The sequence below is a fragment of the Rufibacter radiotolerans genome, from assembly GCF_001078055.1.
Lineage (GTDB): Bacteria > Bacteroidota > Bacteroidia > Cytophagales > Hymenobacteraceae > Nibribacter > Nibribacter radiotolerans.
This window is the reverse complement of record NZ_CP010777.1, coordinates 4,514,964-4,540,583: the sequence shown is the minus strand read 5'-3', so window position 1 is coordinate 4,540,583 and position 25,620 is coordinate 4,514,964. Positions and strand designations below refer to the sequence as shown.

Here is a 25,620-nt window from a genome sequence, read left to right as displayed (position 1 = left end):
GCCTTCTGGCAAGTTGAAAACCGCTTTATAAAAGCCTGCTAGAAATAACCTAAAGCACTCACTCTTAACCAGGTGAACGGGCCTTGGTTCCTCAAAATATTAAAAATAACATATATAAATTTTCCTGTGGGATTCCGTTTTATCTTTATAAATTTGTGGGATTAGCTAAATTTGCACTTAAGCAATTTACAGATCCAATTATAACCATCATTGCCGCTTCTTTTAATCAACGAATTTTAGTATTTAACATTCAAAAGAACCCCCCAAGCAAAGATTTTTATAATTATATGTATAAATCAAATATCAAATTTAATATAACTAAGCTTATTGGATTTAGACTCCATAAAGCAGGTTTATAATGGAGGAGTGTGTATGAAAATACGGTTACTGTTTTTCTTTCTTTTCTTTCTGTTAGGTTTTGGGGGGTATGCACAGGTAGGGGCATATAAGGCCTTGCACCAACTTTCTGTGGTGGGTGCCAAAGGCATTACCGCCAACGGCAACAGCAAAACCGGCCAGGGTGTGCCTACCACTTCGGCGCACCAGGCCAAGGCCTTGACAGAGGTACGCAGCCTGTATGCAGAACTGCAGCGCCTGCAGCCTATGGGCACCCTACCGGGGGCCAGCCTATCCGGCGGAAAGCTGTTACCGGGCGTGTACCGGATAAACGGCAACCTTCATTTACAGCAGTCTCTGGAGTTGCTGGGCGGCAAGCAGCCTTACGGGGCGTTTGTGTTCCAGGTGGAGGGAGACCTTACCATAGACCCGGCGGTGGCCATTGAGTTACGTCAGGGCGTACGGGCCAAGAATGTGTTCTGGCTGGTAAAAGGAAAAACCGCCCTGGGCGCTAAGAGCGCGTTCAAAGGTTCTGTCGTTTCCCAAAACTCCATTGAGGCCGCCAGCGGCACTACCGTGGAAGGCAAACTGTTCAGCCAGACCGGCAGCGTCACCGTCTCCAATACCACCGTCACCCCGCTTGGCTCAGAAAACATAGCCGACCTGGAGATAAAGCATGTGGTGAGCAGCGGCCCCTACCGAGTAGGCCTGGAAGTAACCTATACCATCACCCTCACCAATAACGGCCCCGACAGAGACACCAACGTGGTGGTCAACTTTGAGATGCCATCCGGAATCCAATACCTTAGCTCCACTACCACTGAAGGAACTGCGTTTGACCCCATAAGAAGGGAGTGGATCCTGGACAGGTTCGCCAAGAACGGTTCCGCCACCATGGTAGTAAAGGCTACCATTGTCAAAACGGAGTTCTCTACCACCGTGGCTACCGTAACCGGTGACGGCACAGACCCCAACATCAAAAACAACACCTCTGAGTTATCTATCTGCGCCACCCCCTCAAAGTCTAATGACATAAGTGGCCCCACCACCTTGTGTATTAACACTCCGGGTAACGTTTATCAGGTACCTTCGGTCTCCGGGGCCCGCAAATATTCCTGGACGCTTCCGCAAGGCTGGGCAATCACTTCAGGTTCAGACACCAATACCATTACCGTAACCACTGGTGAAGCAGAGGCCACCGGCACCATTACCGTGCGGCCCGTGAATGCCTGCGGCGATGGCCCTGAAACCACTTTTACCGTCACCACCGTTTCTTCGCCCCCACCCATGCCTTCCAGCATTACCGGGCCTAAGGAAATCTGTGCGAGCCAGGAAAACATCACCTATTCCATTAACCCCGTAGAAGGCGCCGTTTCCTATGCCTGGGAGTTACCGGCAGGTTGGGCCATTGTCTCCGGACAGGGTACGCCCTCCGTCACCGTGAATACCGGCGCCACCGGCGGAAAAGTGAAAGTAACTGCCACCAATGGTTGCAGCAAAAGCGCCAGCAGCGAAGTACAGGTAACCATAGCGCCTCCGGCCCCGCAGGCGCCTACCCAAATCACCGGCCCGGGCCAGGTCTGCGCCAATGCCCCAGGCCTTACCTACCAGGTAGCGGCGGTTACCAATGCCACTAGCTACGCCTGGACCGTACCAGCCGGCTGGACCATTGTAAGCGGCCAGGGCACTGCTAACCTGGCAGTACAAGCCGGCACCGTGGGCGGTCAGTTTACTGTGAAGGCCCAGAACAACTGCGGCACCAGTTCCACTATTTCTTACCCCGTCTCTATTTTTTCAGAGGTACCAACAGTAGGCCCTATTGTAGGTAACGCTTTACTCTGTGCCACTACTCCAGACCAGACCTATTCTGTAGAAGACGTGACCAATGCCTCTACTTTTACCTGGAGGGTGCCTTCTGACTGGCAAATCGTGTCGGGGCAGGGAACGCGCAGAATCACGGTCAAGGCCGGCACCAGCGGAAAGGTACAGTTGATTGCCTCTAACGCCTGCGGCACCGGCGCCGCTTCTGAGTTGAACGTCTCTGTCAGTACCCAGATTCCGGCCAAGCCGAGCATCATTTCCGGCATTCAGGCTCCCTGCGTAGACCAGGAAAATGTGCGCTACTCGGTAGTGCCGGTTTCAGGCGCCACCGGCTATACCTGGACGGCTCCTGCCGGGTGGACCATTGTGTCAGGCCAAGGCACGGAAGCTATTCTGGTGAAAGCCGGTACTGCGGCCGGTAACCTTTCGGTAACGGCTACCAATGGCTGCGGAAGCAGTCCTGCCGCCTTGCTTCAGGTGACTCCTGCTACCACTGCGCCTGCCGCCCCGGCTGCTATTTCAGGGGAAACCATTCCTTGTATTAACGGCCAGCAAACCTATACCGCCAGCAACCCTTTACCCGGCTATACCTACAACTGGACCGTGCCCACCGGCTGGAGCATTCTGTCTGGGCAAGGCACCGCCATTGTGGTAGTGAAAGTAGGAAGCAACGCGGGTCAGGTACAGGTCATTGCCGGTAATGGCTGCGGCCAGAGCGCTGCTACCAGCCTGGCGGTAACTCCTACTACCGGGTCTCCTTCGTTAACGGCGTCTATTCAGGGCGAAACCGCTGTCTGCGCCAGTGCCACCCAACTCACCTATAGCATTACCGCCCCCGCCACGGCTTCTTCCCTTACCTGGACCGTTCCTGCCGGTTGGGTGATCCTTAGCGGACAAGGAACCAGTGAAATTAAAGTACGGGCCGGTACCGCTGGCGGCACGGTGCAGGTAAAAGCCGGCAACGGCTGTGGTCAAAGCACCTCGCGCACGCTGGCAGTGGAAGTTTCTTCGGCCACTCCGGCCATGCCTGGCAAGATCACCGGCCCCGCCGATGTGTGTGCCAATGCAGGCGAGGCAACTTATTCCGTGGCTGAAGTTACGGGCGCCACCAATTACACCTGGACCGTTCCTGCCACCTGGACCATTGTGCGCGGGCAGGGAACCAGCACTCTGGTAGTGAGAATAGGTGACCGAACCGCTAATGTAGAGGTAACCGCCTCCAATGTCTGCGGTACCAGTGCGGCATCAGCGTTACAGGTAAACATGTCTGAATCGGCTCCGGCCAAGGTAGGTCCTATTGCAGGGGAGAAAGCCCTCTGCGTGTCTACGGCCGCCCGAACGTTCTCTGTGCCAGAAGCCGAGGGAGCCAAAGGATACACCTGGACCGTGCCTTCCGGCTGGACTATTCTCTCGGGGCAGGGTACCCGCACCCTTAGCGTGCAGACAGGTACCACGGGCGGCATGCTTAAAGTAACCGCTTTTAATTACTGCAACACTACCGCTGACTCCACAAACATCACCCTTTCCCAACCATTATCTGCCACGCCAACGGCCATCAAAGGAGAGACCGCGCCTTGCGTAACAAGTACGCCTCTTTCTTATTCTGTAGATGCGGTAACCGGGGCCACGCAATATACGTGGACAGTTCCTGCTGGCTGGGAAATCACCGGCGGTCAGGGCACCCAAAACATTCAGGTAAAAGCAGGTTCCGGCGCCGGGGCCATCACGGTGGCGGCGGCCAATGCCTGCGGAGCCAGTGCGCTGGTACAGCTAAGCGTTACGCCACAGGTAGCGGCGGTTACGCCAGCAGAGATTCTGGGCGAAACCATGCCTTGCGGCGGCGGTACGCAGCAAACCTATAGCATCAAGAACCCGGTAGCGGGAGTTACCTACACTTGGGCCTTGCCTACCGGCTGGGAATTCGTGTCGGGTCAGGGCACGGGTACGGTTATTGTGAAAGCAGGCAATGCCGCAGGCAATGTTTCGGTGCAGGCCACCAACAGCTGTGGCACCAGCCCGGCCAAAGTATTGACGGTGGCGCCTGCTTCCCTGGTTCCGGCCACTGATCCTATCCAGGGAGTAAATGCCCTTTGCGCTTCTGCCGTGCAGACGTATTCCGTAGTAGCTACCACCGGTGCCACCAACTATCAATGGCAGGTACCAGCGGGCTGGACTATCCTTTCCGGGCAGGGCACCCATGAGTTACAGGTAAAAACCGGGACTGGCTCTGGCGAGATTTCGGTTAGCACCCAGTACAGCTGTGGCGCCGGAGACAAAAGAATCTTAGCCGTGAACGTGGCCCCGGAAAACCTGGCAGCCCCAGGCGCCATTTCAGGAACCATCGGCGTATGCGAAAAACAAAACCAGATCACCTATTCCATCCTTCCGGTAACGGGGGCCTTAACCTATGAGTGGAAAGTACCTGCCGGTTGGTTCATTACCTCCGGTCAAGGCGGCACTTCCATTACGGTAGCCGCCGGAGCCAATGCCGGCCAGGTGAGTGTAGTCGCCAGAAACGTCTGCAGCACCAGTACCGCTTCCACGCAACAGGTAAGTGTATCTCCGAATGTACCGCCGGTATTGGGGGCCATTACGGGCCAGACGGCTGCCTGTACAACCACCAGGGTCACCTACCAGGTAGCAGAGGTGGCCGGGGTAACCACCTATACCTGGACCTTGCCGCAAGGCTGGGTGCTGGAAACAGGACAAGGCACCAACGTGATCACGGCCCTGGCCGGAACCACTAATGGAACAATTAGTGTGGTAGGGAAAAACGGATGTGACCTTACTTCTGCCGCCAGTAAATTAGACGTTGGGGTGCTTACCAACGCCTTAGGCAAACCTAGCCCTATACAGGTAAATAGTTCTTCTTTGACCCCATGCTCCGGAGAGAAAGGCCTGGTGTTCAGCATTGCCGAGGTGAATGGCGCTACTTCTTATGAATGGAGCTACCCGGCAGACTGGAAACTGGAAAGAGGCCAGGGCACCACCACCCTTACCTTAACTGCCGGCAACACCGCCGGGCAAGTAAGCGTGGTGGCGAAGAATGCCTGCGGGCAGAGCCAGGCCCAGACCGTGGCCATGGTTCCAAGTACCGGAGTGCCGGTTCTTAGCGGAGAGATCACAGGAACTCCTTTTGTCTGCGCGAATGCGGGCACGGTGACCTATAGCCTCAGCGGCGCCTCTGCCACAGACCAATATCTATGGACCGTACCTGCCGGCTGGACTTTAGTAAACGGGCAGAATTCCAGCACTATTACTGTTATCCCAAGCACATCCGGGGGGCAGATTACCGTGAAGGCCCAGAACAGCTGCGGCATCAGTTCAGCGAAAACCCTGGCGGTTTCTGCCAGTACCGGTGAGGTGGCTAGACCTGGCGTTATTACCGGCCCTACCGCTCTGTGTGCCTCCAACAATGAACTGGTGTACAGCGTTGCCGCGGTGACCGGAGCCTCTTCTTATGAGTGGAGCCTGCCTGCCGGCTGGAAGCTTATTCGGGGTCAGGGTACTACCAGCATTACCGTAACGGCTCCTGAAGGCACCGGCACGGTCAGCGTGAAAACCCTGAACGGGTGCAGCACCAGTGAGGCTTCTTACCTCATGGTAACGGTTTCACCGCCCTTGACTACCAGCCTCTTTATCACAGATGAGAGCTCGGCCTGTTTGGGTAACCAGTTCTCTGTACCGGCCAACCCTGGCGTTACCTTCACGTGGAGCATTCTCACCAATGAGACGGGTTGGGCCATCGCCTCGGGCCAGGGCACCAATAAAGTGACGGTAACCGGGCCTGCCAACGCCAGCCTGACTTCCGCCAAAATCTCCGTGACCGCCAATAATGCCACGTGCTCGGTAAGCTCGGCCACGCAGGATATCAACCCCAAGTACCTAGCTCCTGAGCTAAACCTGCCCAATGTCTTTTCGCCCAACAATGACGGAAAGAATGACCTTTGGGTGGTTAGAAACCTGTTGGAATTCCCGGAGAATGAACTGGTGATTCTTAACCGCTGGGGTAGTGAAGTATACCGCATGAAAAAGTACCGCAACAACTGGGATGGCGGCGGCTTAGCCGAAGGCACTTATTTTTATGTCTTGAAAGTGCGCCTCTGCGATAACCAAGAAGTTGTTCACAAAGGCTATGTAACCCTGATGCGCTAGAGATGATGAGGAGAATGAAAAAAGCAATCGTATCTGCCCTGGTGCTGGCTTCCTGCCTTTGGGTGCCTCTGGTGAGTTTTGCCCAGCAAGACCCGCAGTTCACGCAGTATATGTTCAACGGCCTGCTGCTTAACCCAGCCTACGCCGGCAGCCGTGATTTCACCAGCGTAAGCGCCTCTCACCGCAGCCAATGGACCGGTTTTGACGGGGCGCCGCTCAGCCAGACCCTGAGCCTGGACGGTAACCTGAACAAGAAACTGGGGGGTGGCGTCATCATCACCAATGACCGGCTGGGCGCCCAGCGCTTCACTGAGATGTCTTTGAACTCTGCGGTGAGGATCTCGCTGGACCCTACCACGCGGCTGGCGCTGGGCATTGCCCTGGGCGTTACCCAGCAGACATTAGACGGTACCAAGCTTAACCCAGACGAGCGCGATGACATGGCTATCCCTATGGGAGTGGAACGGGCGATCAAACCAAACGCCAAGTTTGGGGCTTTCCTGTATAGCAACAAATTCTACTCGGGCCTATCCGTGGGGAACATTGTTTTCTTTAAGGAAGGGTTACCTACAGACCCGGAGCCCCACGTATTCCTGACTTCGGGTGGGGTATTTGATGTGGCGCACAAGACCAAGTTCAGGCCCAGCCTTTTATTGAAGGAAGATTTCAACGGCCCGGCCGCCTTAGACCTGAACGCCTTTCTGCTTTATAATGAGCAGATCTGGCTGGGCACCTCTTTCCGGACCACGCTCAACATCTTCAATAACACGGCAAACAGCAATGCCACCCGCCTGGGCAATGCACTGGCAGTGCTCTTGGAGCTACACCCCAATCCGCTCATGCGGGTGGGCTACTCCTATGATTTCTCTTTGAACCAACTGCGCCAATACTCCAGCCATGAACTCTCGCTTGGCTACAATTTCACTAAAAAGAAATATGGCCGCATGTTAACACCGCGTTACTTTTAGGCAGGATAAATTAAAAGTGCAATCTTAGCTGTTTCTTGGAAAAGGCCTCAAAACAGAATTTATTTACCAACCCAAAGGTACAAGAACTGCAACTGTGAAAATTTTTTACCTCTTACTCCTGCTTTGCCTTCCCTTTTGCGTACACCCGTGCCTGGCACAGGGGCAGGCAAAACAGACCAAAGCAGATAAACACTTCAGTGACTATGACTATGCGCTGGCGCTGGGAGAGTATGAAAAGCTCCTGGAGCAAGGGCAGCCTGACCGCCACATTGTAGAACGCATTGCAGATTGTTACCGGCTCATCAACCAACCCGGGGCGGCGGAATTCTGGTACAAACAGACCATGATTTTCCCAAACTTGTCTACGGCCAACCTTTTTAACTACGCCAATGCCTGCCGCCAGAACGGCAAATACCAGGAAGCTAAAAGAGCCTACCAACAGTTTGCCCAACGGGACCCAAGCCACCGGGAAGAGGCGCAAAAACTCATAAAGGCCTGTGATATGGCCATGAGCTGGATGAATAATCCTTTGTCTGTAGACGTGCTTCTGGACAGTGCCCTCAGCTCCTCTTTCTCTGATTTCAGCCCGGTCTTCTTTAAGAACAACCTGGTCTTTTCATCTGACCGCGGGAAAGGCAAAAGCTCTAAAGACCAGAAAGTATACGGCTGGACCGGCGCCCCTTTCCTGCACCTTTACCAGGCAGAGCGCCTGACAGACAGCACCTGGTCTAAGATTGAACCGCTGGAAAAAAGCATTAACACCAAGTTCCATAACGCTACCGCCTCCTTCTCGCCAGACTTTGATGAGATTTTCTTTACGCGCACCAAACGGGTAAAGAAACGGGTACTGCCCCAGGAACTGACCACCGAAGGCAGCTGGCAGCGGTATTCCAAGAGCGATGATTTTGTGGACCGCCTGGAGATTTACAGTGCCACCCTGGTGAAAGACAAGTGGAAAGACGTGAAGCTTTTCCCGTACAGCAAAGGCGAGTCTTACTCAGTAGGGCACCCGGCCCTTTCACCAGACGGACAGATCTTGTACTTCGCCTCAGACATGCCCGGCGGGTACGGCCAGACAGATATTTACTACTGCCTGCGCCAGGGCCAAAACGCGTGGTCTGAACCTGTGAACGCCGGCCCCATGATCAACACGCCCGGTAAGGAGGTCTTCCCGCTGGTGCAGTCCAACGGCGTGCTGTATTTCTCCTCAGACGGGCACCTGGGCATGGGCGGCCTGGATATTTTCTCAGCCAGAGGCAACGGCGATGTCTGGGAAGGCGTGGAGAATCTGTACTATCCGTTCAACTCGCCGCGCGATGATTTTGGCCTGATTTACCAAAAAGACGGCAAAACGGGCTTTCTGTCTTCTAACCGCGGCGGCGATGGCACCTCAGATGATATTTACCGCATAGGGCCTTCTACCGTGCCCTGCAAAGTGGCGGGCGGCACCTTTGTCCGGATGCCAAACCCCGGAGGGCGTACCCGCAAAATGCCTCTGGAGGGCGTAGACTTACAGGTCTCCATTAACGGTGACCCCAACGGCGCGCCCCTCCGGTTGTTATCTGACGCAGCAGGCAGGTTTGTCTTCATGGCCAAAGGCAGCCAGAGCTATACTATTAGAGGCAGCAAGAAAGGATACCTGACCAAGACCGTGCAGATAGCCCCAGATTGCCGCAGGCTCACAGACACGGTGCACATTGAAATGGTACTGGACCGCAACACCTATGACCAGGCCATTGTGCTGGACAACATCTACTATGACCTTGACAAGCACACCCTTCGCCCCGAGGCGAAAGAAGAGCTGAACCAGATTGTAGACATGCTGCGGGAAAACCCAGAGGTGCGCATAGAGCTGAGTTCCCACACAGATAGCCGCCAAACGCACCGCTACAACCAAATGCTGTCACAACTAAGGGCGTCTACCGCGGTGCTGTACATTCTCTCTAAAGGAATAGACGCTAAACGAGTGGTAGCCAGAGGCTACGGGGAAACCAAGCTGCTGAACAAATGCCATGACGGCGTTTCCTGCTCAGAACAACAGCACCAGCTTAACCGCCGCACCGAGTTCAGACTAATTAAACCTTCCCTGGCCGGGGGAAAGGAGTAATCTTTAGGCCCTAGATTTTCTCTTCCAGCCACAAGAAGCCCAGTGCCAGCAAAAGGCCTAGCCCAAAAGGCCACAGCGGAAACGCTTCCGGACGGGTAACATCTTTCATGGCATGTGGCTTTCCTAATGTTTGCGCGGTGGCGGCCAGCGTGGCCTTTTGCCGATTTTGCAGTTGCTGCGTCTGCCGGGAAGTTTGCGGGTATACATACAGGCTGGCATTCCCTTCTTTCAAAGCAAGGGAATGCCAGCCTTTCTCTTGGGGCCAGATAGTGAAGACCTGTCGGCCTGGCAAGAGGCTTCCTTGTGCAGACACCAGATCCAGGGTTTTCCCTGAGGCTGCAGACATCGCTTTTTTACCCATGACATTTCCGGCGCTGGCTTCTACCAGCAGCGGCTGATGTACCCGCGCCATGGCCGGCTCCTGGGTTATGCTGTTTTCCTGTATAGGCTTTGCCAGAGTGGTTAGCACGTTTGCCCAGAAATGTTGGTAGAGGTTCTCTTTGCCTTCCAGCGCCAGCGGGAAAGTCTCTGACACCAGGCTCACACCTACTTGCCCCAACCCTTTGCGGTAATGCACCACCAGTGCCTGCTGCGGATTCTTCTCCCAGGCCAATGCCTGCTGCCCCTCCTGCGGCTGAAGCACTTTTCCAGAAACCGCTAACACTGGTCCTTTGGTCTGGCCCGTCCACTGCACCGGTGCGTTTCGGGCCTGTTTTTGGGAAATCTGCCTCAAAACGCCCTCCGCGAAGAAAGGAACCCGTTTGGGGCTGTTTTCAGAAAAAGAGGTCATAATCCCCAGGCCCTGTTGCCGCACGGCTTTCTGGAGCACCTGTTTCTCCTGACCCGACAAGCCTTGCAACGTGGCACCATCTAACAACACCACATCAAATTTCTGCAGCAGCGGCTCTGAAAGCCGGTTAAGGTTAAGCCCCGACAGGTTCACCAACTCAGTCTGGTAAATGCCTTTGCTGACCTGACTCCTGACCGCCACCCCGTGCCCTTGCTGCGCCAAGGCATTCTTCAGGAACTTCACCTCAAAAGACGGCGCCGAAGAAAGCAGCAGCACGTTCAGCAACCTGGGCTCCTGCACCATGATTGGAATGGCTTCCTGGTGCACCGAGTCCTCTTCTCCCTTCCATTGCAAGGCAAACACAAACTGACCGCTGGTTTTAGGTATGAACCGAAGGGCAAAGTTTTGCTTTATCCCTTTCTTTATCTCTACGGAATCACGGCGCCCGCCCGCGGCCTGCAGGTAGAGCGTGGTAGCGTTGCCCGGCGCGGTGAATTTACCTTGCACCTGTACTTCTTCGCCCAGCGTGATTCTTTGGGGCCAGGAAGCAGACAATACGCCTGCCGGCAACTTAGACAGGTGGGGCACCAACCGAATGGCTTTCAAACGGGTCAGTTCTTCTTCTTCCAGCCCGTTGCCCAGCACATGCAGCGTCTGCACCGCCGGGTATTGCTCTCGGAAAGCAGTGAAATCGGTTACCGCCACGCCTTCTGAAGCCGCGCTGTCAAAGTGGTATACCTGTGGCATAGGCCGGAGCTGAGTTAGGAGCGAACGAAGGGAATCTGGGTGATAGCCGGGGGTGAGGAGAATGGCTTGGGAGGCGCTGTAGGTTCTGTTGATGACCGGTGGCGCAAGCAAAAGGGCCAAAGAAACCACCGCCAACCAACTGGCCAGCAGTCGCCACACCAGTCGTCGCTTGTCTGACCGGCGAACGGCCAGCCAGGTGAGCCAGAGGCCCAGCAGGACAGCAAATAAAAGGACAAGCGGCAGCGGAAGGGTCACGGTTAGTTCAGGCGGTTAAAGTAATTCTGGGCCAGGTCTTTCTCAATAGCAGGGGCCACCCGTTTTGAAGGTGTTTTGGCAGAAACGGGCAGGAAACGGTAAAGTGCTTTTTCTAAGCGCAGCAGGCATTCTGCGCAGGCGGCTCGCTGGGCCCGAAGGTCCTGCACCACTTGGCGTACATCCTGGAGCGCGCGCAGATACAGACCCGGTTCCCGCACCGCGGCTTTGCCCAGCTCCTGGCCGGCCTGTTGCAGGAGCGCAGCATCTCCTGGTCTGGGTTTTCCGCCATTTTTCAGGTTCTCTACGCGTTGCAGCGCCTGGCGTACCACCGGGTAAGAGGCCGTAGGCTTTTCTTCGCGGCGTTGCTGCACGGCCTGCACTTTGCTTACATCGCCGGTCAGGCGCTTTTCTGGTTCTTTGAGGGGCGGCGGCTCAAAACCGCTTTTCTTCACATATACCCTATACTTCTGCTGCACGTCTTTGAGCATGCGCAGGGCCTTGTATTCAAACGGCAGTGCCTCTTTGGGTCGGTTGGTGCGTAACCTTAGTTCGGCTTCCCACATCTGGGCCAGAGCGCCTTTAAGCTGGGCTTTGATGGCGGGCTCAAAAAAGGTGGCGGCTTCTTCCTGGTCATGCTTGTGCAGGTATGGGTCCAGCAGTTCGCCCATTTTGGCTTCATGCTCAGAGGCGCCCTTGGGTGGGGTGTGGTCGTGGCCGTCATCTATTGTATGGCCTTCTCCTAAGCCTTCGGGCAGCGCCCCCTTGCCTATGGTAGACTCAAACTCCTCGCCCAGAAACTTGCCGTAGCGCAGCCGGAGCAGTTTCTGGTCTACACCAATGTTGTTAGAGCGCTCCGCGAAGACCGCCTGGGTAAGGCCTTTCTGTTCCTGAATCAGTTTTTCGGTGTCAATGATGATCTGGCGCTGGCTCCGAAAATACTCGGGGTTAGGGTTCACGCCCAGAGACAGGTCATCCATAGATTCTACCATGGTGGTGTCTTCAATCTCTACCAGAAAGGCCTCGGTGCGCGTGTAGCCGCGGTGGTTGTCATAGGCTTGCAGGTAGAAATAAAGCTCATCGCCGTAGGTCATGCCCAACTTCTTCAGGTCCAGGGTTTGGGTGAGTTGCAGTTGCCGGGGCTGACCTGCAAAGGAGAGGCTCACCGGAATGCGCTGCTCCCTGAACTTGACGGCCTCGCCTTCGCCCTGGGCCACGGTGGCTACCATTTCAGCGGAGCGGAGGCCGTAATCATCCTGCAGGGTGGCCTGCACCGTCACGCGCTGCGGCTGGCCGAACAGAATCTCCTGGTACTGCGCCGGCTTCTTTACGGTGATGCTGGGCGCTTCATCTGGGGTCACTTCTATGGAATAGAAATCTGAGGCCTGCCCGTTCAGTTGCAAATGGTACAGTGTGGCTTGGGTAAGCGTGAGAGAGGCCGTGTAGGTGTTGTTTTGATTGGCCACCGGGCGCAACAAAAGGGGCTTCTGGTTGCCTAATGCCAGTTTAGGAGAAGTAATGGCTTGGTTAGTCTGCACAGTCCAGGTCACGGTTGCGCCCACCTCTGCCTTGAACGAGGGCGTGGTGACCGCATACGGCGCCTTGCGGGTGTAGGCCGGCGGCGAAATGCGGATGTTCATCTGTTCAATGGCGGGCAGAATGGCCTTGGGCTGCTCCACGGGAGCATTTAGATGGATAGAAGCGCCGGGAACCTTATCTACGGCTGCCTCAGGCTTATTGGCGAAGGACGGAAGAAACCACAGCACGGCAGCCAACGTGGCGCCGGCCAGCAAAACCAGCCAGCCTCGTTTCCATTTCACCGGCGAGGCCTCCTGCGGGGAGATGTGCGCCAGTTGGGCTGCCACCCGTTGCCGTTGCAACTGGGCCAGCAACGGCAATTTTTCCTCGGGTTGCAGCAATAGCTCGGTGCTCTCTTCCAGTTGCGGGTATTTCCGGTTCAGGTGCCGGGCTACTTTGGCCAGGTTTGTCTTCTGCTGTCGTTCCCGCCAGCGCCAGGCCTGTAAGCCCACCAAAAGCACTATTAACATCACCGCCGCCATGATTCCACCCGCCCCTTGCCAACCTTTGTACGCCCACATCCCCAACGGCAACACCATGCCCAGCGCCTGCAACGCAAACAACCCCGCCTTCCGGCGAAGGTACTGCGCCCGCACCTGCGCCAGGAGGGCAGTGGAAGGGGTGGTATGGGAGGAGGAATGGGTCATTTAGGTTAAGCTATTCGTAAAACATTACTATAAAGGCTAATTCCTTTTGGGCATCTGAAATACCAATAAACAGGAAATAATATCCATAAACCCAGAATTCAGGCTCTCTTAATCTCTTGTCTGCAGACTCAGGATTTTTACGATTTAATTCAGTATCAAACCAATCCAGAGAAATCAAATAGAAGGAAAAGTCATCACTGAATTCAGATATTTTCGCCTTCAGCTCTTCCCAGATAATTACGAAATCTTTTCTATCATTTGTGTTCCATTCTCCATTGACATAACCATCAAAAAAATCACATAAGCCTTTCTTAGTATAATTTTTAAAATCACTGAAACTCAATTCCTCTAGATTGAATGGTGGCTTAAGGTATTTCTCTCTATTTTCTTCTGGCTTTTTTTGTATATAATCTCTTGTACATTCAACCTGAAAAGAAGCTGAATTGATAAATTTTAAAACTGTCTTTTCACAGTCAATTCCGTTGTCTGGGAATGAAAAAATATTGATAGTTACTCCTTGGTAATTTAAATCAATTGTCTCCTGCTTTTCCCGGGTTAGTTTCATACTGCATTTCCTTTATCCACCTTCCTACCCACCAACCACCGTTCCAACGCCAGCAACAAAGCCAGCGCGCCAATCAGCCACAGTTTCAAATCAAGCACCTCTTCCGTTTTACCTTTGTTTTCAGAAAAAGTGCCCAGAAACGCTTGGGGCCGTTCTACATGTTCAGGCAAAGCGCGGGTGTCATACAGCGTTTTCCACGCATTATTCTCGGGGAACAGCAACCGAAGCATGACTTCCGGGAACTGGCCGCTGTCTACCAGGGCGGTCCAGGCGGGATGGAAGCGGCTGTAGAAGTGGTAATGGGTCTGCAGCGAATCCTGTTCCTGGGTAAGCATAGGTTCCCCGAAACCGTCTTGCCAGAGCACCTTTGCTTTCAAGTTCTTCTCTGCCTTGGTGCGCTGGTGCAAGGGCACTGTCTCAGACAAACCTGAGGCCTGAAGCCAGCTTTCCAGCTTTTGTACGCGCGCCGCGGAAGAAGCGTCCCGCAGCGTTTTGAGCCTGTTTTTAGGAAAACGGGCCAAAAACGGTTGGAGCGGTTCTTCAGAAAGCCAGAAAACCCAGTCCGGGGCAGAACCGGGAAATGGCTGTCCTTCCGAGGATACGGTCAATTGGTAGGCCGCTTCCCGGTAAGTCAGTGCCGTTTCCAAGGCCGCCCGCAAATACCGCACATCGGCTTGCCGCGAAGGGGAAAAGCGCACCAGCACCTGCAGGGGTTGCTTTTGCAAGGCAATGGTATTTCGGGCCCCGCCCAATAAAGTAAGGGAATCGGTTTGGGGATGGACGGAGAATTTCACCGCGGGCACATCAGCGAGCGAAATGGTTTGGCCCGACACAGGCCGAGGAACCTTCTTCTCCAGAAACGTGACTTCCTTGGCATCACTCTTCCCAAAGCGCAGCAGCAACTGCCCGGCCGGAGTGTAATAGGCTTCCTGCAACCAGACGTTGGTTTGCAGGGCGCTCACTGGCACCCAGGTAAAACCAGGCCGCAGCGCCGGGTACGCACCACGGTGGTGCCGCAGTAAATCTGTGGTGAAAATCCAGGCCGGGGTGTGGACCGGTAAGCTGCGGTGCAGCACCCGTAGTTGGGCCCAGGCGTTGGTAGTGTCTATGTTTGAAGTATCGGTTTGGAGGCTGGAAACGGAGGTTTCCTGATGGAGGGCGAGTACCGGAAAACCAGGCTGCAGCCCATGGATTTTCCATCCTTTCTGCACCAAGGAATCTACGGTGGCGGCAATCTGCGGGAGGTACTGCTTCTGGAGCAGGGTTGGGTGCAGGTAAGCGCGCTGGTCGGGCGTGGCTGTGATCTGGCGTGTCCATTGCGGTTGGGCCAGGAGTACCGCCAGTAGCACCACCATTAGGCACCGTAACAGCAGCAGCCAGATCTGGGTAAGGTGCAGGCTGCTCAGTTTCTGGCTTTGCGACGGCTGCAACCACCTGATGCTGCCCACCTGTACCGTTTGCGGCGGCTTCTTGTTCCATAAATGGATAGCAATAGGCACCACCACGCCAGCTGCCGCCCATAACCAAACCGGATGCAGGAACTGTAGCAAAACTAACGGGTAAGACGCAAAAGGTAAGACATAAACGCAAGGTGGGCCAGGCCAGGAACAGACAAGATACAGGCACCCGCTCTATTTTGCAATCTTTGCAGGGGTTAATAGTGCTATAGAGCGGTAGAATTGCTCCCTAAGACGCTTACCGGGCCAGCGTGCTTTTAAGATGGCGGTCATAGAGAATGATAGACCCCGCCGAGGCCACATTCAAAGAGGTTTCGCCGGGCAGTTGCACCAGGTGGTGACATTTGGCAAGGGCCGCTTTGGTGAGGCCGTGGTCTTCGGCGCCCAACAGGTACACGCACCGCCCAGGGTGCACAAACTGCTCCACCGGCACCGCTTTTTCATCTAGCTCAATGCCCACTAACTGGCAACTGTAGGGCAGATGTTGGTAGAAATCCTCCAGGTCTTGGTAATGGTACAGCGGAATCTCTTTCCAGCTTTTATTGGTGTCTGTACTCTGCTTTTTATACCGCTTGCCAATGGTAAAGATGAAGCTGGCCCCCAGCAAAGACGCCGACCGCCAGAGCGTACCCATGTTGGTCTCGTGCTTCGGTTCAAATATGCCTATCCCAAAGTAGCCAGTTGTCATTGAGTGATTGGGTGAGTGAGTGAATGAGAGAATGGGCAAAGATAGATGGTGGCGATTCGTTTTGGAGGTGTTTTCTGGAAAACGGGCTGGAAACAGGAATGTCCTTTCTACTCAAGTTCTCAAAACAAGAAGAGATCTATTGTTTAGCCCTGTTCAACAGAAAGGCACGCAGGGCTTTGTCCAGAGGCTCATGCAGGTGGAAGCGCTCGTATTGAATCTGCCGTTTGCGGGTATCTGCTTCAATGGTTTGAAGCCACTGCTGCAGGTTCTCCAGATAGGTAGTCTTCTGAGTTTCTGCGTTCACCTGCAGGATTTGGCCGGTCTCCAGATCCTGAAAAGACACCTGCCCCTGGTAAGTAAACTCCAGCTCGTTCTGGCCCATGAGGTGGAACAGGAGCGTGTCTTTTTCGCGGGCGCCTATCTTGCGCAGGGTTTCCGTTATCTCTGAAGTCTGCTCGTACATATCGGTGACCAGCACGGTTATCTCCTTTTGCCTCTTTTTGGCAAAAACAGGAGTTAAACGGTCAGCCGCTGGGAAATTCCCGCCGGGTTTCACTTGGTCTAGTTGGTGGAAAAGGCGTTGCAGGTGCTGGGTAGATTGCCCCGGCGCTAATTGCAGCACCTGGTCTTTCTGCAAGACAAACAAGCCCACGGCATCGCCCTGCTGGGTGGCCAGGTAGGCCAGCGCCGCCACCAAATACCGAGCGTAGTCTAGCTTGGAAAGGGTACCGTCCTGGTGCGCCATAGAGCCGCTGGCATCTAACACAAACCTAACGGCCACACTGCTGTCTACCTCCGACTCCCTAATGTAGTACCTATCTGACCGCGCAAACATCTTCCAGTCCAACTGCCGCAGATCATCGCCGGGCTGGTAACTTCGGTACTGACTGAACTCAATGCCCGCCCCCCGCCTGATGCTCTGGTTCTGCCCCAACAGGAACCCATCTACCACGGCCTTCGCAATTAAGCGCAGGTCTTTAATGGCGGAAAATGTTTGTGGGTTGAGGAGGCGATGGGGCATAGAAAAAATGAATTACTTTATTAGGTTAGGAGCTTTTCGTCCCACTTTTGAAGGTATTGTAAATGATTTTATTCGAATTCAAAAAACACCATTAGTAACACTATCCTTTGCAAATATGCAATCAGGTTATTAAACGCAGACTCTCCCCTCAAGGGGAGAGTCTGCGCTTGGTTGGCGGTATCGCTCATTGAAATGACTACCGCAATACCTCCCTTGGCAACTCCACACCTTTCACCAGTTCCTCTACCACTTTATCTGTGGTAATATTATCAGCCTCGGCAGAGAAATTCACGAGGATTCTATGCCGAAGCACGGGATACGCCATGGTGTGCAAATCTGGCAAAGTCACGGCAAAGCGGCCTTGCAATAAGGCACGGGCTTTGGCGGTGAGGATGAGTGCTTGGCCAGCGCGCGGACCGGCGCCCCAGCGCACAAAGTCCTGCACAAACGGCACCTGGGTATCCTCTGGTCGGGTAGCACGGACCAGGCGCGCCACATAGGCCACCAATTCATCTGAAATGGAGACTTCCCGCACCAGGCTTTGCAGCGTCAGAATCTCCGGCCCAGATAAGATAGGCTGTACCTTCTCGCGGGCACCGCCGGTGGTGCTTTTCAGAACGGAAATTTCCTCCAGCTCCGTGGGGTACTGTATTTTAATGTAGAGCAGGAAACGGTCTAGTTGCGCTTCGGGCAACGGGTAGGTGCCGCTTTGCTCAATGGGGTTTTGGGTGGCTAGTAAAAAGAAAGGCCGAGGCAGCGGATAGGTTTTACCCGCGTAGGTCACCTCAAATTCCTGCATAGCCTCCAAGAGCGCCGCCTGCGTTTTAGGCGGGGTCCGGTTAATCTCATCTGCCAGTACAATACTCGCGAAGATGGGGCCTTCATTGAACTGGAAAAAGCGCTTGCCGGTGGTGTGGTCCTCTTCCAGCACCTCGGTACCCAAAATATCGGTGGGCATCAAGTCTGGCGTGAATTGAATACGCCGGAAAGGCAAATCAACGGCGCTGGCCAGCGTGCGGACCAACAAGGTTTTGGCCAATCCCGGTACGCCTTCCAGCAGGCCGTGTCCGCCGGCTAGAAGCGTGATGAGCACCTCATCCAGCACCTCTTGCTGGCCTACAATGATCTTCCCAATTTCCTGCCGAAGGACAGGGAGTTTATCTAAAAGCTGGTTTACTTCTTGTGCAGTCAAGGGAGGGTAAAGCTTAGGTAATTTGTGTGTAGTAAGTAAATGATTGTTGTTGGAATAATCTTTCCGTTTTGGGCCTGTTTTCAAGAAAATGGGCTTAAAACGGAAATTCCCTTTAACTGGTCAGGGCATACATGAGAATATTCACGCCAAACTTGGTGTTATCCTCCGCCAGCCAGCGCTTGTTCCGGAAGTCATAGTCCCACTCGCAGCCGTAGTCTTTGTTGCTGTAGAGCACGCCAATGCGGCCGTTCACTTCATAGGCTTTGAGGTAGTCGTGCACCAGGTCATCGCCCCAGCCATTGAGCTCAAAAGAGGTAGTGGGCGGGCCTTCCTCAAATTTGAAAAAGGATTTGTACAGCGGGTGGGTATTGGGGAGTTTCTTCAGAGCCTTCGGGCCGAAGCAGACGCGCATCTGTTCCTCAAAGGACCGCGCAAACAGGCCGTCAATGTCATGGTTGCAATCGTCCACAAACACGAAGCCTCCGTTCTGCACATACTTCACAAAATTGGCCTTCTCCTTGGCGTTGAACTGCACCAGCTTGTGCCCGCTCAGATAGCAGAACGGATACCGGAACAACTCCGCGCTTTCCAGAGAGATGACCTTCTCCTGCTCTACCACGGGCACGGTGGTGTACTCTACCAAGGAATTGAGCAGGTTAGACGGCATACGCTGGTCGGTATCCCAGTTGCCGGAGCGGTATTGTAAGCGTACGAAGGTGAAAGGGGTAGGCATTTTGGTGAAGTTCCTACATTACTAAATTGTCATTCTGAAAGAACCTTGAGGGCCAACTAGATAGGCGTTATAGTAAATGCTACTACTGTTCGCCCAAAAGGTCCTTTCAGGATGACAAAAGAGAAAAAGATAAAGCGAAGAAGAACCAACCCTGCGTTTTGAGCCTGTTTCCCAGAAAACAGCCCGAAAACAAAAAAGCCCCTCTCCAAAGGGAGAGGGGTTTGGGGCAAGGATTTACACCGCGTCTGACAAGCTGGTGAAGGTAAAGTCTCTGATCTTCATTGGTGGCACCAGGTTGCCGCCAATGCGTTGCGGCTTGCCCAGGGCTTCCAGGTTATTGAGCATGATCACTGGGCTCTCGTTGAAGCGGAAGTTCTTGACCGGGTGCTTGATCTTTCCGTTCTCAATGTAGAAGGTTCCGTCGCGGGTGAGGCCGGTGTAGAGCAGGGTCTGCGGGTCAACGGCACGTATGTACCATAAACGCGTTACCAAGATGCCTTTCTGGGTGCCTTTGATGAGGTCTTCCAGGCTCTGGGTACCGCCGGCCATGATGAAGCCGCCCGGCATAGGAAGGCCTTTCACGCCTTTTTTCTGCGCCCAGAAACGCGAGTACGGCATCTGCTTAATAACGCCTTTGTCAATCCAGGTCACCTTTTCGTGCGGACGACCGTCGCCGGCCCAGGTAGAGGTAGGGATTTCTGGGTTGGTTGGGTCTGAGGTGATGGTCACGCGGGAATCGAACATCTTCTCGCCCAGTTTGGTAGCCCCGCCGGTCTTGCTCAGGAACGAACGACCTTCCTCGGCAGAACGGGCGTCCATGTTTCCGAACATGTTCTGCAACAAATCCACGGCGGCGGTTGGCTCCAGAATTACGGTGTACTTGCCAGGCTCAATGGCCTTGGCGTTCATAGAGCCTATGGCTTTCTGAGCGGCAATAGCCGAGGCGGCAGCGGTGTCCAGTTTGCTTACGTCACTCACGTCACGGGTCACGTAACCAGAGCCGGTGCCGTCCTCGGTACGCATGGTCACGGAGAAATCTACGTTGGAGCTTTGGTTGTAGGCGAACAGACCTTTGGAGTTCATCTTAGCGCTGAACCCACTACGGTCTTCCCAGAAACCAGCCGAAGTCAACTTCTTGCTGTCGGCCAGGGCCATGCTCTTGCGGGCGGCCTCAGCGCGGTACTCTGGGTTGATGTCTGCCGTGCTTTTGAACCACGCGTTGCTGGGCAGATACGTCTGCGGTCCCAGCATAGGCACGTACTCCGGGCTTTCGGGGGCAATGCGGGCCACCTCTTCGGCGCGGCGCACTACTTTCTCCAGCGAGGCATCGTCAAACTCATTGATGGTGGCCACGCCAGAACGTTTGCCAAAGCGGGATTCTACGCTCAGCGACATGTTTTCTTCCTCGCCGCTGGTGCTTACCGTGCTGCGGGCGTAGCGGATGTTGCCGCCTTTATAACCGTTGAGGTTTACCTCACACTCATCGGCTTTTGAATAGCTCAGGGCTTTTTTGAGGAGCGCCTGGGCCTGGTCTTTACTTAGTATTGCCATTTGTTAGTATCACGTATCAGGTAGCAAGGCACAAGACTTCCATCTGGGCTTGCCCCTTAGTTTAATTAAATCTTACGACCAGTATTGATGACATTGACGCCGTTAAAACGGGTGTGCGCAGAACCGTGCGACACGGCGCTTACCTGGCTGGGCTGGCCTTTGCCGTCAAAGAAACTCCCGAACATGCGGTAGTCGCTTTCGTCACAGACGGCGGCGCAGGAGTTCCAGAATTCCTGGGTGTTGCTCTGGTAGGCCACATCTTCCAAGGGTCCTACAATCTTGCCGTCTTTGATCTCATAGAACAACTGCCCGCCAAACTGGAAGTTGTAGCGTTGCTGGTCAATGGAATAAGAACCGCGTCCGGCAATGTAGATACCGCGTTTCACGTCTTTGATCATCTCGTCTACGCTCAGTTTCTGCTTGCCAGGCGCCAGTGACACGTTAGGCATGCGCTGGAACTGCACCGAGCTCCAGTTGTCGGCGTAAGAGCAGCCGTGCGACTCTTTCTCGCCCAGGATGTGCACCTGGTCGCGGGTGGCCTGGTAGTTTACCAGAATACCGTCTTTGATCAGGTCCCAGCGCTTGGTTTTCACGCCTTCATCATCATAGCCCACGGCGCCCAGAGAACCTTCCTGCACTTTATCAGCGAAGATGTTCACCAGTTTGCTGCCGTACGGGAAGTTCTTGGTTTTCCATTTGTCCAGGGTGGCGAAGGATGTACCGGCGTAGTTGGCCTCATAGCCTAATACACGGTCCAGTTCCAGCGGGTGACCCACACTTTCGTGTATGGTTAAGCCCAAGTGGTTGGGGTCCAGCACCAGGTCATATTTACCAGCTAAAACAGACTTGGCTGTCAGTTTTTCGCGGGCTTGTTTGGCGGCCAGACCAGCGTCTGCCACTATATCATAGTACTTGTCATAGCCAATAAGACCGGTGCCTTCGGGGCCTTTCATGGTAGGCGCCTTCACTGTGAGGTACTCGTAACCCATTCCCATGGGCGCGCTCAGCGCATCACGGGTTTTGAACTTGCCAGATGCCTTGTCTACGGCGGTTACCGTAAAGTTGGGCCAGATTCTATGAATGTCCTGGTCAATGTAAGACCCGTCTGTAGAGGCAAAGTATTTCTGCTCGTTGATCTGGAACAGCGCCGAGTTCACGAAGTTAGCGCCGTTGGCCAGCGCGGCGGCGTTGGCAGCCAGCAGCAGGTCGGCTTTCTCAGAAACCGGCACCCCGAAGGCGTTCTGCTTGATAGGCGTTTTCCAGGTCACTTCGCCGTAGCCTTGCTGCGGGGCCAGTTTTACCGGCTCTTTCTGCAGTTTAGAGTTGGCTTTGGCAATGGCCACGGCCTGTTCGGCGGCTTTGGCAATGCCTTTGTCACTCACGTCTGAGGTGGCGGCAAAGCCCCAGGTATCATTGGCAATCACGCGCACGCCCACGCCATAAGACTCTGTGGTGCTAATGCCCTGCACCTGCTTCTCACGGGTGAACAGGTTTTGGGAAAGGTAACGACCTATGCGTACGTCTGTGTAGGTGGCACCTTTGGCTTTTGCGGCGTTGAGGGCCACGTTGGCCAAGCGTTTGTGTAAGGCCACGTCCGCGGGCTCCAGGGCGCGGGCCGGGTCAATCTCATGACCGAACGTTGGGATATTGGCGAACATCAGTCCTCCTACGCCCATAGCGGTCAGTCCTATAAAATCACGTCTTTTCAAGTGTTTGTCTGTTAAGGGAGGAAAAAAATGTGTGGTTTGTAACTCTAAGTTTACCGGTTGTTTGGCAGGAAAGCAAGAAAGCCGTCTTTAAAATTAGCGCCACCACGCTACTATTAGCAGCTATTCAGGCGTTTTGGGACTATTTTCAGAAAAATGGCCTTAAAACGGCTTTTAGTTCCCGCCTTGCCTGGCACACAAAAAAAGGAGCCACCCGCAACGGGTGGCTCCTTTTAAATAGGAAAGACTGAAATAATGAAAGGCTTACTTGGCCAGAATCATACGGTTAGTGAACACTTTGTCTCCGGCCTCTACGCGGTAGATATAGGTACCCACCGGCAAGGCAGAACCATCAAAGTCTACGGTATAGGTGCCAGACTTCTTGGTTTCAGACACCAGAGACTTCACCTTGTTGCCCAGCACATCATATACCCCAATCTGCACCGGACCATCCTGGGCCACAACGTACCTAATGGTGGTTTTGCCCGAGAATGGGTTAGGGTAGCTAGTCACGCGCTCACTGGAAGCCACGGCGGCAGAAGTGCTGGTAGCCGCAGGCTGGGTAGCAGCGTTCCATTGGGCATGCGTGCGGGTAATGATCACGGCAAAGTCTGCGCGGGTTACGTCTTGCAGCGGCTTAAAGGTGGCGTGCAAAGTAGGCTGCAGGTCATACGGGCCTTGGGTCACGCTGTAGTAGGCGTTGATCAGGTTCAGTTCCAGGGCCACGCTCACGTAGCCTTCCAGACCGGCCGGAATGGTAGCAGCGTCTTCAATAGGGTATGTAGTGCCGTCTACTTCTACCGTAGGTGTTTGGCCATTGCGCTCCAGAGCATATTTCTGCAAACCCAGGGCCTGTACCAAGGAATAGGCAATGTCTGCCCGGCTCACTTTCCCGCTTGGCGAGAACTTGCCTGGCGCCACGGGCAGCATGATGCCGCTATACACATGGTTGATATCACGCAGGGCAGCACCTTTGGCCACGATAGACTCAGCCAGCAGGTTTCTTTCTTTTACATCTGTCAAGGTAAAGGAACCGTCAATTGGCAGGAACTGACGAATGCCTTCGCCCATCATCAGGTAATCTGCCATGTCAATGCGCTTGAGCAGTTCATCTGGCTTATAGCCGCCTCCGGTCAGGCCATCGGCTAGACGGGCTTTCACGGCCATCTTGATGGAAGCCTCAGCGGGGTGACCGGCGATGTCTCCCAAACCAGTAGTTCCGGCAGCGGTCATCATGTTCACCACGCCTTTGATTTCCTCTGGGAAGGCCACGCCGTTCAGGCCGGCAATCCGCACGGTCCAGGTGCCGGGCTCCGGTGACGCTACGGCCACGCCTCGGTCATAGCTGGTAGCAAAAAGTACTGGAATGCCGCCTCTGGTTTGCACGCCGCTTGGTGAGATAAGCGCCAGGCTCACCGGGTTTCCGGTTTCGCCGGCCACACCGGCAGCCTTTATTTTGGCCTCAATGCCGGTGGTGCCAGAAGCCACCGTGAATTTATACTCATTGGTGGCCGTGGTGGCCGGGTTGAAGTTGATGGTGAAATTCTCGGCCACGTCTACCGAGTTCACATTGCTGTTGAAGGTACGGTTCAGGTTAAGGGTAGAGCCATAGATGGCAGATGTTCTGAAGGCTCTGTCTACAGCCGCATAGGCGTTCACGTAGCCGGCGCCTACTTCCCAGGACTCGCGGTCTGGCATGTTGGTGGCGGTTTGCTGCAGAATCTCCTTCACCTGGGCTACACTCAGGCTAGGGTTGGCGTCCAGGATCAGGGCCACAATACCGGCAATGTGCGGGGCCGCCATAGAAGTACCGCTCATGTGGGTATAGAACGGCAAATAGGCAGGCTCAAGGGTGGTGGCGTCTTTGTCGGCAGATAAGGAGGAAACGGGGGCAATCACGCGGGTGGAGATAATGTCCACGCCTGGCGAGGTCACGGTAGGGCGGTCTTGCCAGGTGTAGGTTTGGCCATCCAGAGTGAAGGAACCGCCGCGGTTCTTGATGCCCCGCGAAGAGAAGCTGGCCAGGCGACCCTGCTTATCGCCGGCGGCTACGGTGATGATCCAGGGCGCTTTTTTATACTTTCCGGTGATGGTACCAGAGCCCGGCCCGGAGTTACCCGCCGAGAATACCACCACTATGTTTCTGTCAACGCAACGCTTGGTGGCAATGGTGATAGGGTCTGCCGGGTCCACGTCTGTGCCGGTGTCACTGGTGTTGCCGAAGGAGTTGGTGATGACCCTGATATTGTACTGTGCCTGGTTGATGAGCGCGTAGTCAAACCCAGAGAGTACGTCCAGGAGCAGAAGCGCCGCGCCAGAACCGTAGCCTACCAGGCCGGCGCCAGGGGCGACCCCGGTGTATTTGCCGGAAGAGGCTTGGCCGGTGCCGCCTACAATACCAGCCACGTGGGTACCGTGCCCGCCGGTGGCATCTGTGTTAGGAATGTTTTCTATGGGGGTGTAGGGCAGGATGCCGGAAACGGAATTCAGGTTGGTGGCGGACGTAACGTTCTGCTTCAGGTTTTTGCCTAGCTGCAGGTCTGGGTGCGTTCCGTCTACGCCGCTGTCATTCACCAGAACGCCTATGCCCTGCCCTGAAACCGGGAAACCGCCGTTCTTGGCGGTAAAGCCTGCTTCATTGCGCACTTTGTTCACGCCGGTAAGGGCGGTGGCGCCGTCATTCTCATAGTTAAGGGATTCATTCAGGTACAGAGACAGTACCCGGGGATTGTTCGCGAGTGCCTCAATCTGGGCGGGCAGCGCGATAACGCCGGCCATGGGCAGCGCCCGAAGGGTTAGGCCTCTGGTAATGCCGGCTTGGGTGAGGGCGGCCACATCTAAGACCGAAGGAGCGGAGGTTCCTTTAAAAGTGACTACCACCTGCACGGGGGTTAAGCGGTCAAGAAGGGCCGTCTTGAGTTTGGAATCAATCAGGGCTTGCGCCAGGAGCTGCCCCGTGACCAAAAGGCACAGGACCATCAGAGATAAAATTTTTCTCATACAGTTTGGGGTAAGAGTTAAACATTAGGTGTGGTTGTTTGTTAGGCAATGCTGCATCTACGGAGAACATATGGCGTTTGGTTTTATGTTAAGCTGGAATAAATCACATGCATTTGAAGAAATATTTACGTATCTTCTTTTGCTTGCTTTAAGTTATTTTTAATAGGATTTTACTAATAAAGGTTTTTGATAAAATTTATAAAGTGAATCTCCACGGGGAACCGACTTGATTTTAGAAGAAAAGCGCCAGAAAATCCTGGAGCAAAATCCCTGAAAGCGAAAAGCCCCCGGCAGAGAAATCTGCCG

14 protein-coding genes are annotated in these 25,620 nt (G+C 54.5%); 3 read left to right on the top strand and 11 right to left on the bottom strand.

Features of this window, described 5'->3' with window-relative positions; genetic code table 11:
* The first annotated feature begins 372 nt into the window (after positions 1-372).
* The 3 genes from TH63_RS18470 (at position 373) to TH63_RS18460 (ending at position 9,387) form a co-directional block, all read left to right on the top strand.
* Positions 373-6,312, top strand: coding sequence for a T9SS C-terminal target domain-containing protein (locus TH63_RS18470; protein ID WP_048922255.1), 5,940 nt, complete (start codon positions 373-375; stop codon positions 6,310-6,312).
* 14 nt (positions 6,313-6,326) lie between these two features.
* Positions 6,327-7,280: a PorP/SprF family type IX secretion system membrane protein gene (locus TH63_RS18465; RefSeq protein WP_048922254.1), complete on the top strand. Its 954-nt coding sequence runs from the start codon at positions 6,327-6,329 to the stop codon at positions 7,278-7,280.
* Positions 7,281-7,374: 94 nt separating this feature from the next.
* On the top strand, positions 7,375-9,387 hold the full coding sequence (locus TH63_RS18460) for an OmpA family protein (protein ID WP_048922253.1): 2,013 nt from the start codon (positions 7,375-7,377) through the stop codon (positions 9,385-9,387).
* 10 nt (positions 9,388-9,397) lie between these two features.
* On the opposite strand, the gene TH63_RS18455 is transcribed toward TH63_RS18460, so the two are convergent.
* From TH63_RS18455 to TH63_RS18400, 11 genes are all read right to left on the bottom strand, one after another.
* The gene (locus TH63_RS18455; RefSeq protein WP_048922252.1) at positions 9,398-11,179 is read right to left on the bottom strand and encodes a hypothetical protein; all 1,782 of its coding nucleotides are present in this window, start codon (positions 11,177-11,179) and stop codon (positions 9,398-9,400) included.
* 2 nt (positions 11,180-11,181) lie between these two features.
* Positions 11,182-13,401 (bottom strand): DUF4175 family protein, encoded by a 2,220-nt coding sequence (locus tag TH63_RS18450; protein WP_048922251.1) that lies wholly within the window; start codon positions 13,399-13,401, stop codon positions 11,182-11,184.
* Between the two features lie 10 nt (positions 13,402-13,411).
* Positions 13,412-13,966, bottom strand: coding sequence for a hypothetical protein (locus TH63_RS18445; RefSeq protein WP_048922250.1), 555 nt, complete (start codon positions 13,964-13,966; stop codon positions 13,412-13,414).
* Positions 13,963-15,516, bottom strand: a complete 1,554-nt coding sequence (locus TH63_RS18440) for a BatA domain-containing protein (protein WP_048922249.1) — start codon at positions 15,514-15,516, stop codon at positions 13,963-13,965. The genes TH63_RS18445 and TH63_RS18440 overlap by 4 nt, the downstream gene beginning before the upstream one ends.
* 145 nt (positions 15,517-15,661) lie before the next feature.
* A complete protein-coding gene (locus tag TH63_RS18435) occupies positions 15,662-16,111 on the bottom strand; it encodes an RNA methyltransferase (RefSeq protein ID WP_048922248.1) in 450 nt (149 codons plus the stop codon).
* 136 nt (positions 16,112-16,247) lie between these two features.
* Positions 16,248-17,132, bottom strand: a complete 885-nt coding sequence (locus TH63_RS18430) for a DUF58 domain-containing protein (protein WP_048922247.1) — start codon at positions 17,130-17,132, stop codon at positions 16,248-16,250.
* 196 nt (positions 17,133-17,328) lie between these two features.
* Positions 17,329-18,324: an AAA family ATPase gene (locus tag TH63_RS18425; RefSeq protein ID WP_048922246.1), complete on the bottom strand. Its 996-nt coding sequence runs from the start codon at positions 18,322-18,324 to the stop codon at positions 17,329-17,331.
* 112 nt (positions 18,325-18,436) lie between these two features.
* A complete protein-coding gene (locus TH63_RS18420) occupies positions 18,437-19,057 on the bottom strand; it encodes a DUF4159 domain-containing protein (RefSeq protein ID WP_048922245.1) in 621 nt (206 codons plus the stop codon).
* Positions 19,058-19,291: 234 nt separating this feature from the next.
* Positions 19,292-20,608, bottom strand: coding sequence for a TldD/PmbA family protein (locus tag TH63_RS18415; protein WP_048922244.1), 1,317 nt, complete (start codon positions 20,606-20,608; stop codon positions 19,292-19,294).
* Between the two features lie 65 nt (positions 20,609-20,673).
* Positions 20,674-22,317: a TldD/PmbA family protein gene (locus tag TH63_RS18410; RefSeq protein WP_048922243.1), complete on the bottom strand. Its 1,644-nt coding sequence runs from the start codon at positions 22,315-22,317 to the stop codon at positions 20,674-20,676.
* Between the two features lie 261 nt (positions 22,318-22,578).
* A complete protein-coding gene (locus tag TH63_RS18400; protein WP_048922241.1) occupies positions 22,579-25,314 on the bottom strand; it encodes a S8/S53 family peptidase in 2,736 nt (911 codons plus the stop codon).
* Positions 25,315-25,620 lie beyond the last annotated feature (306 nt).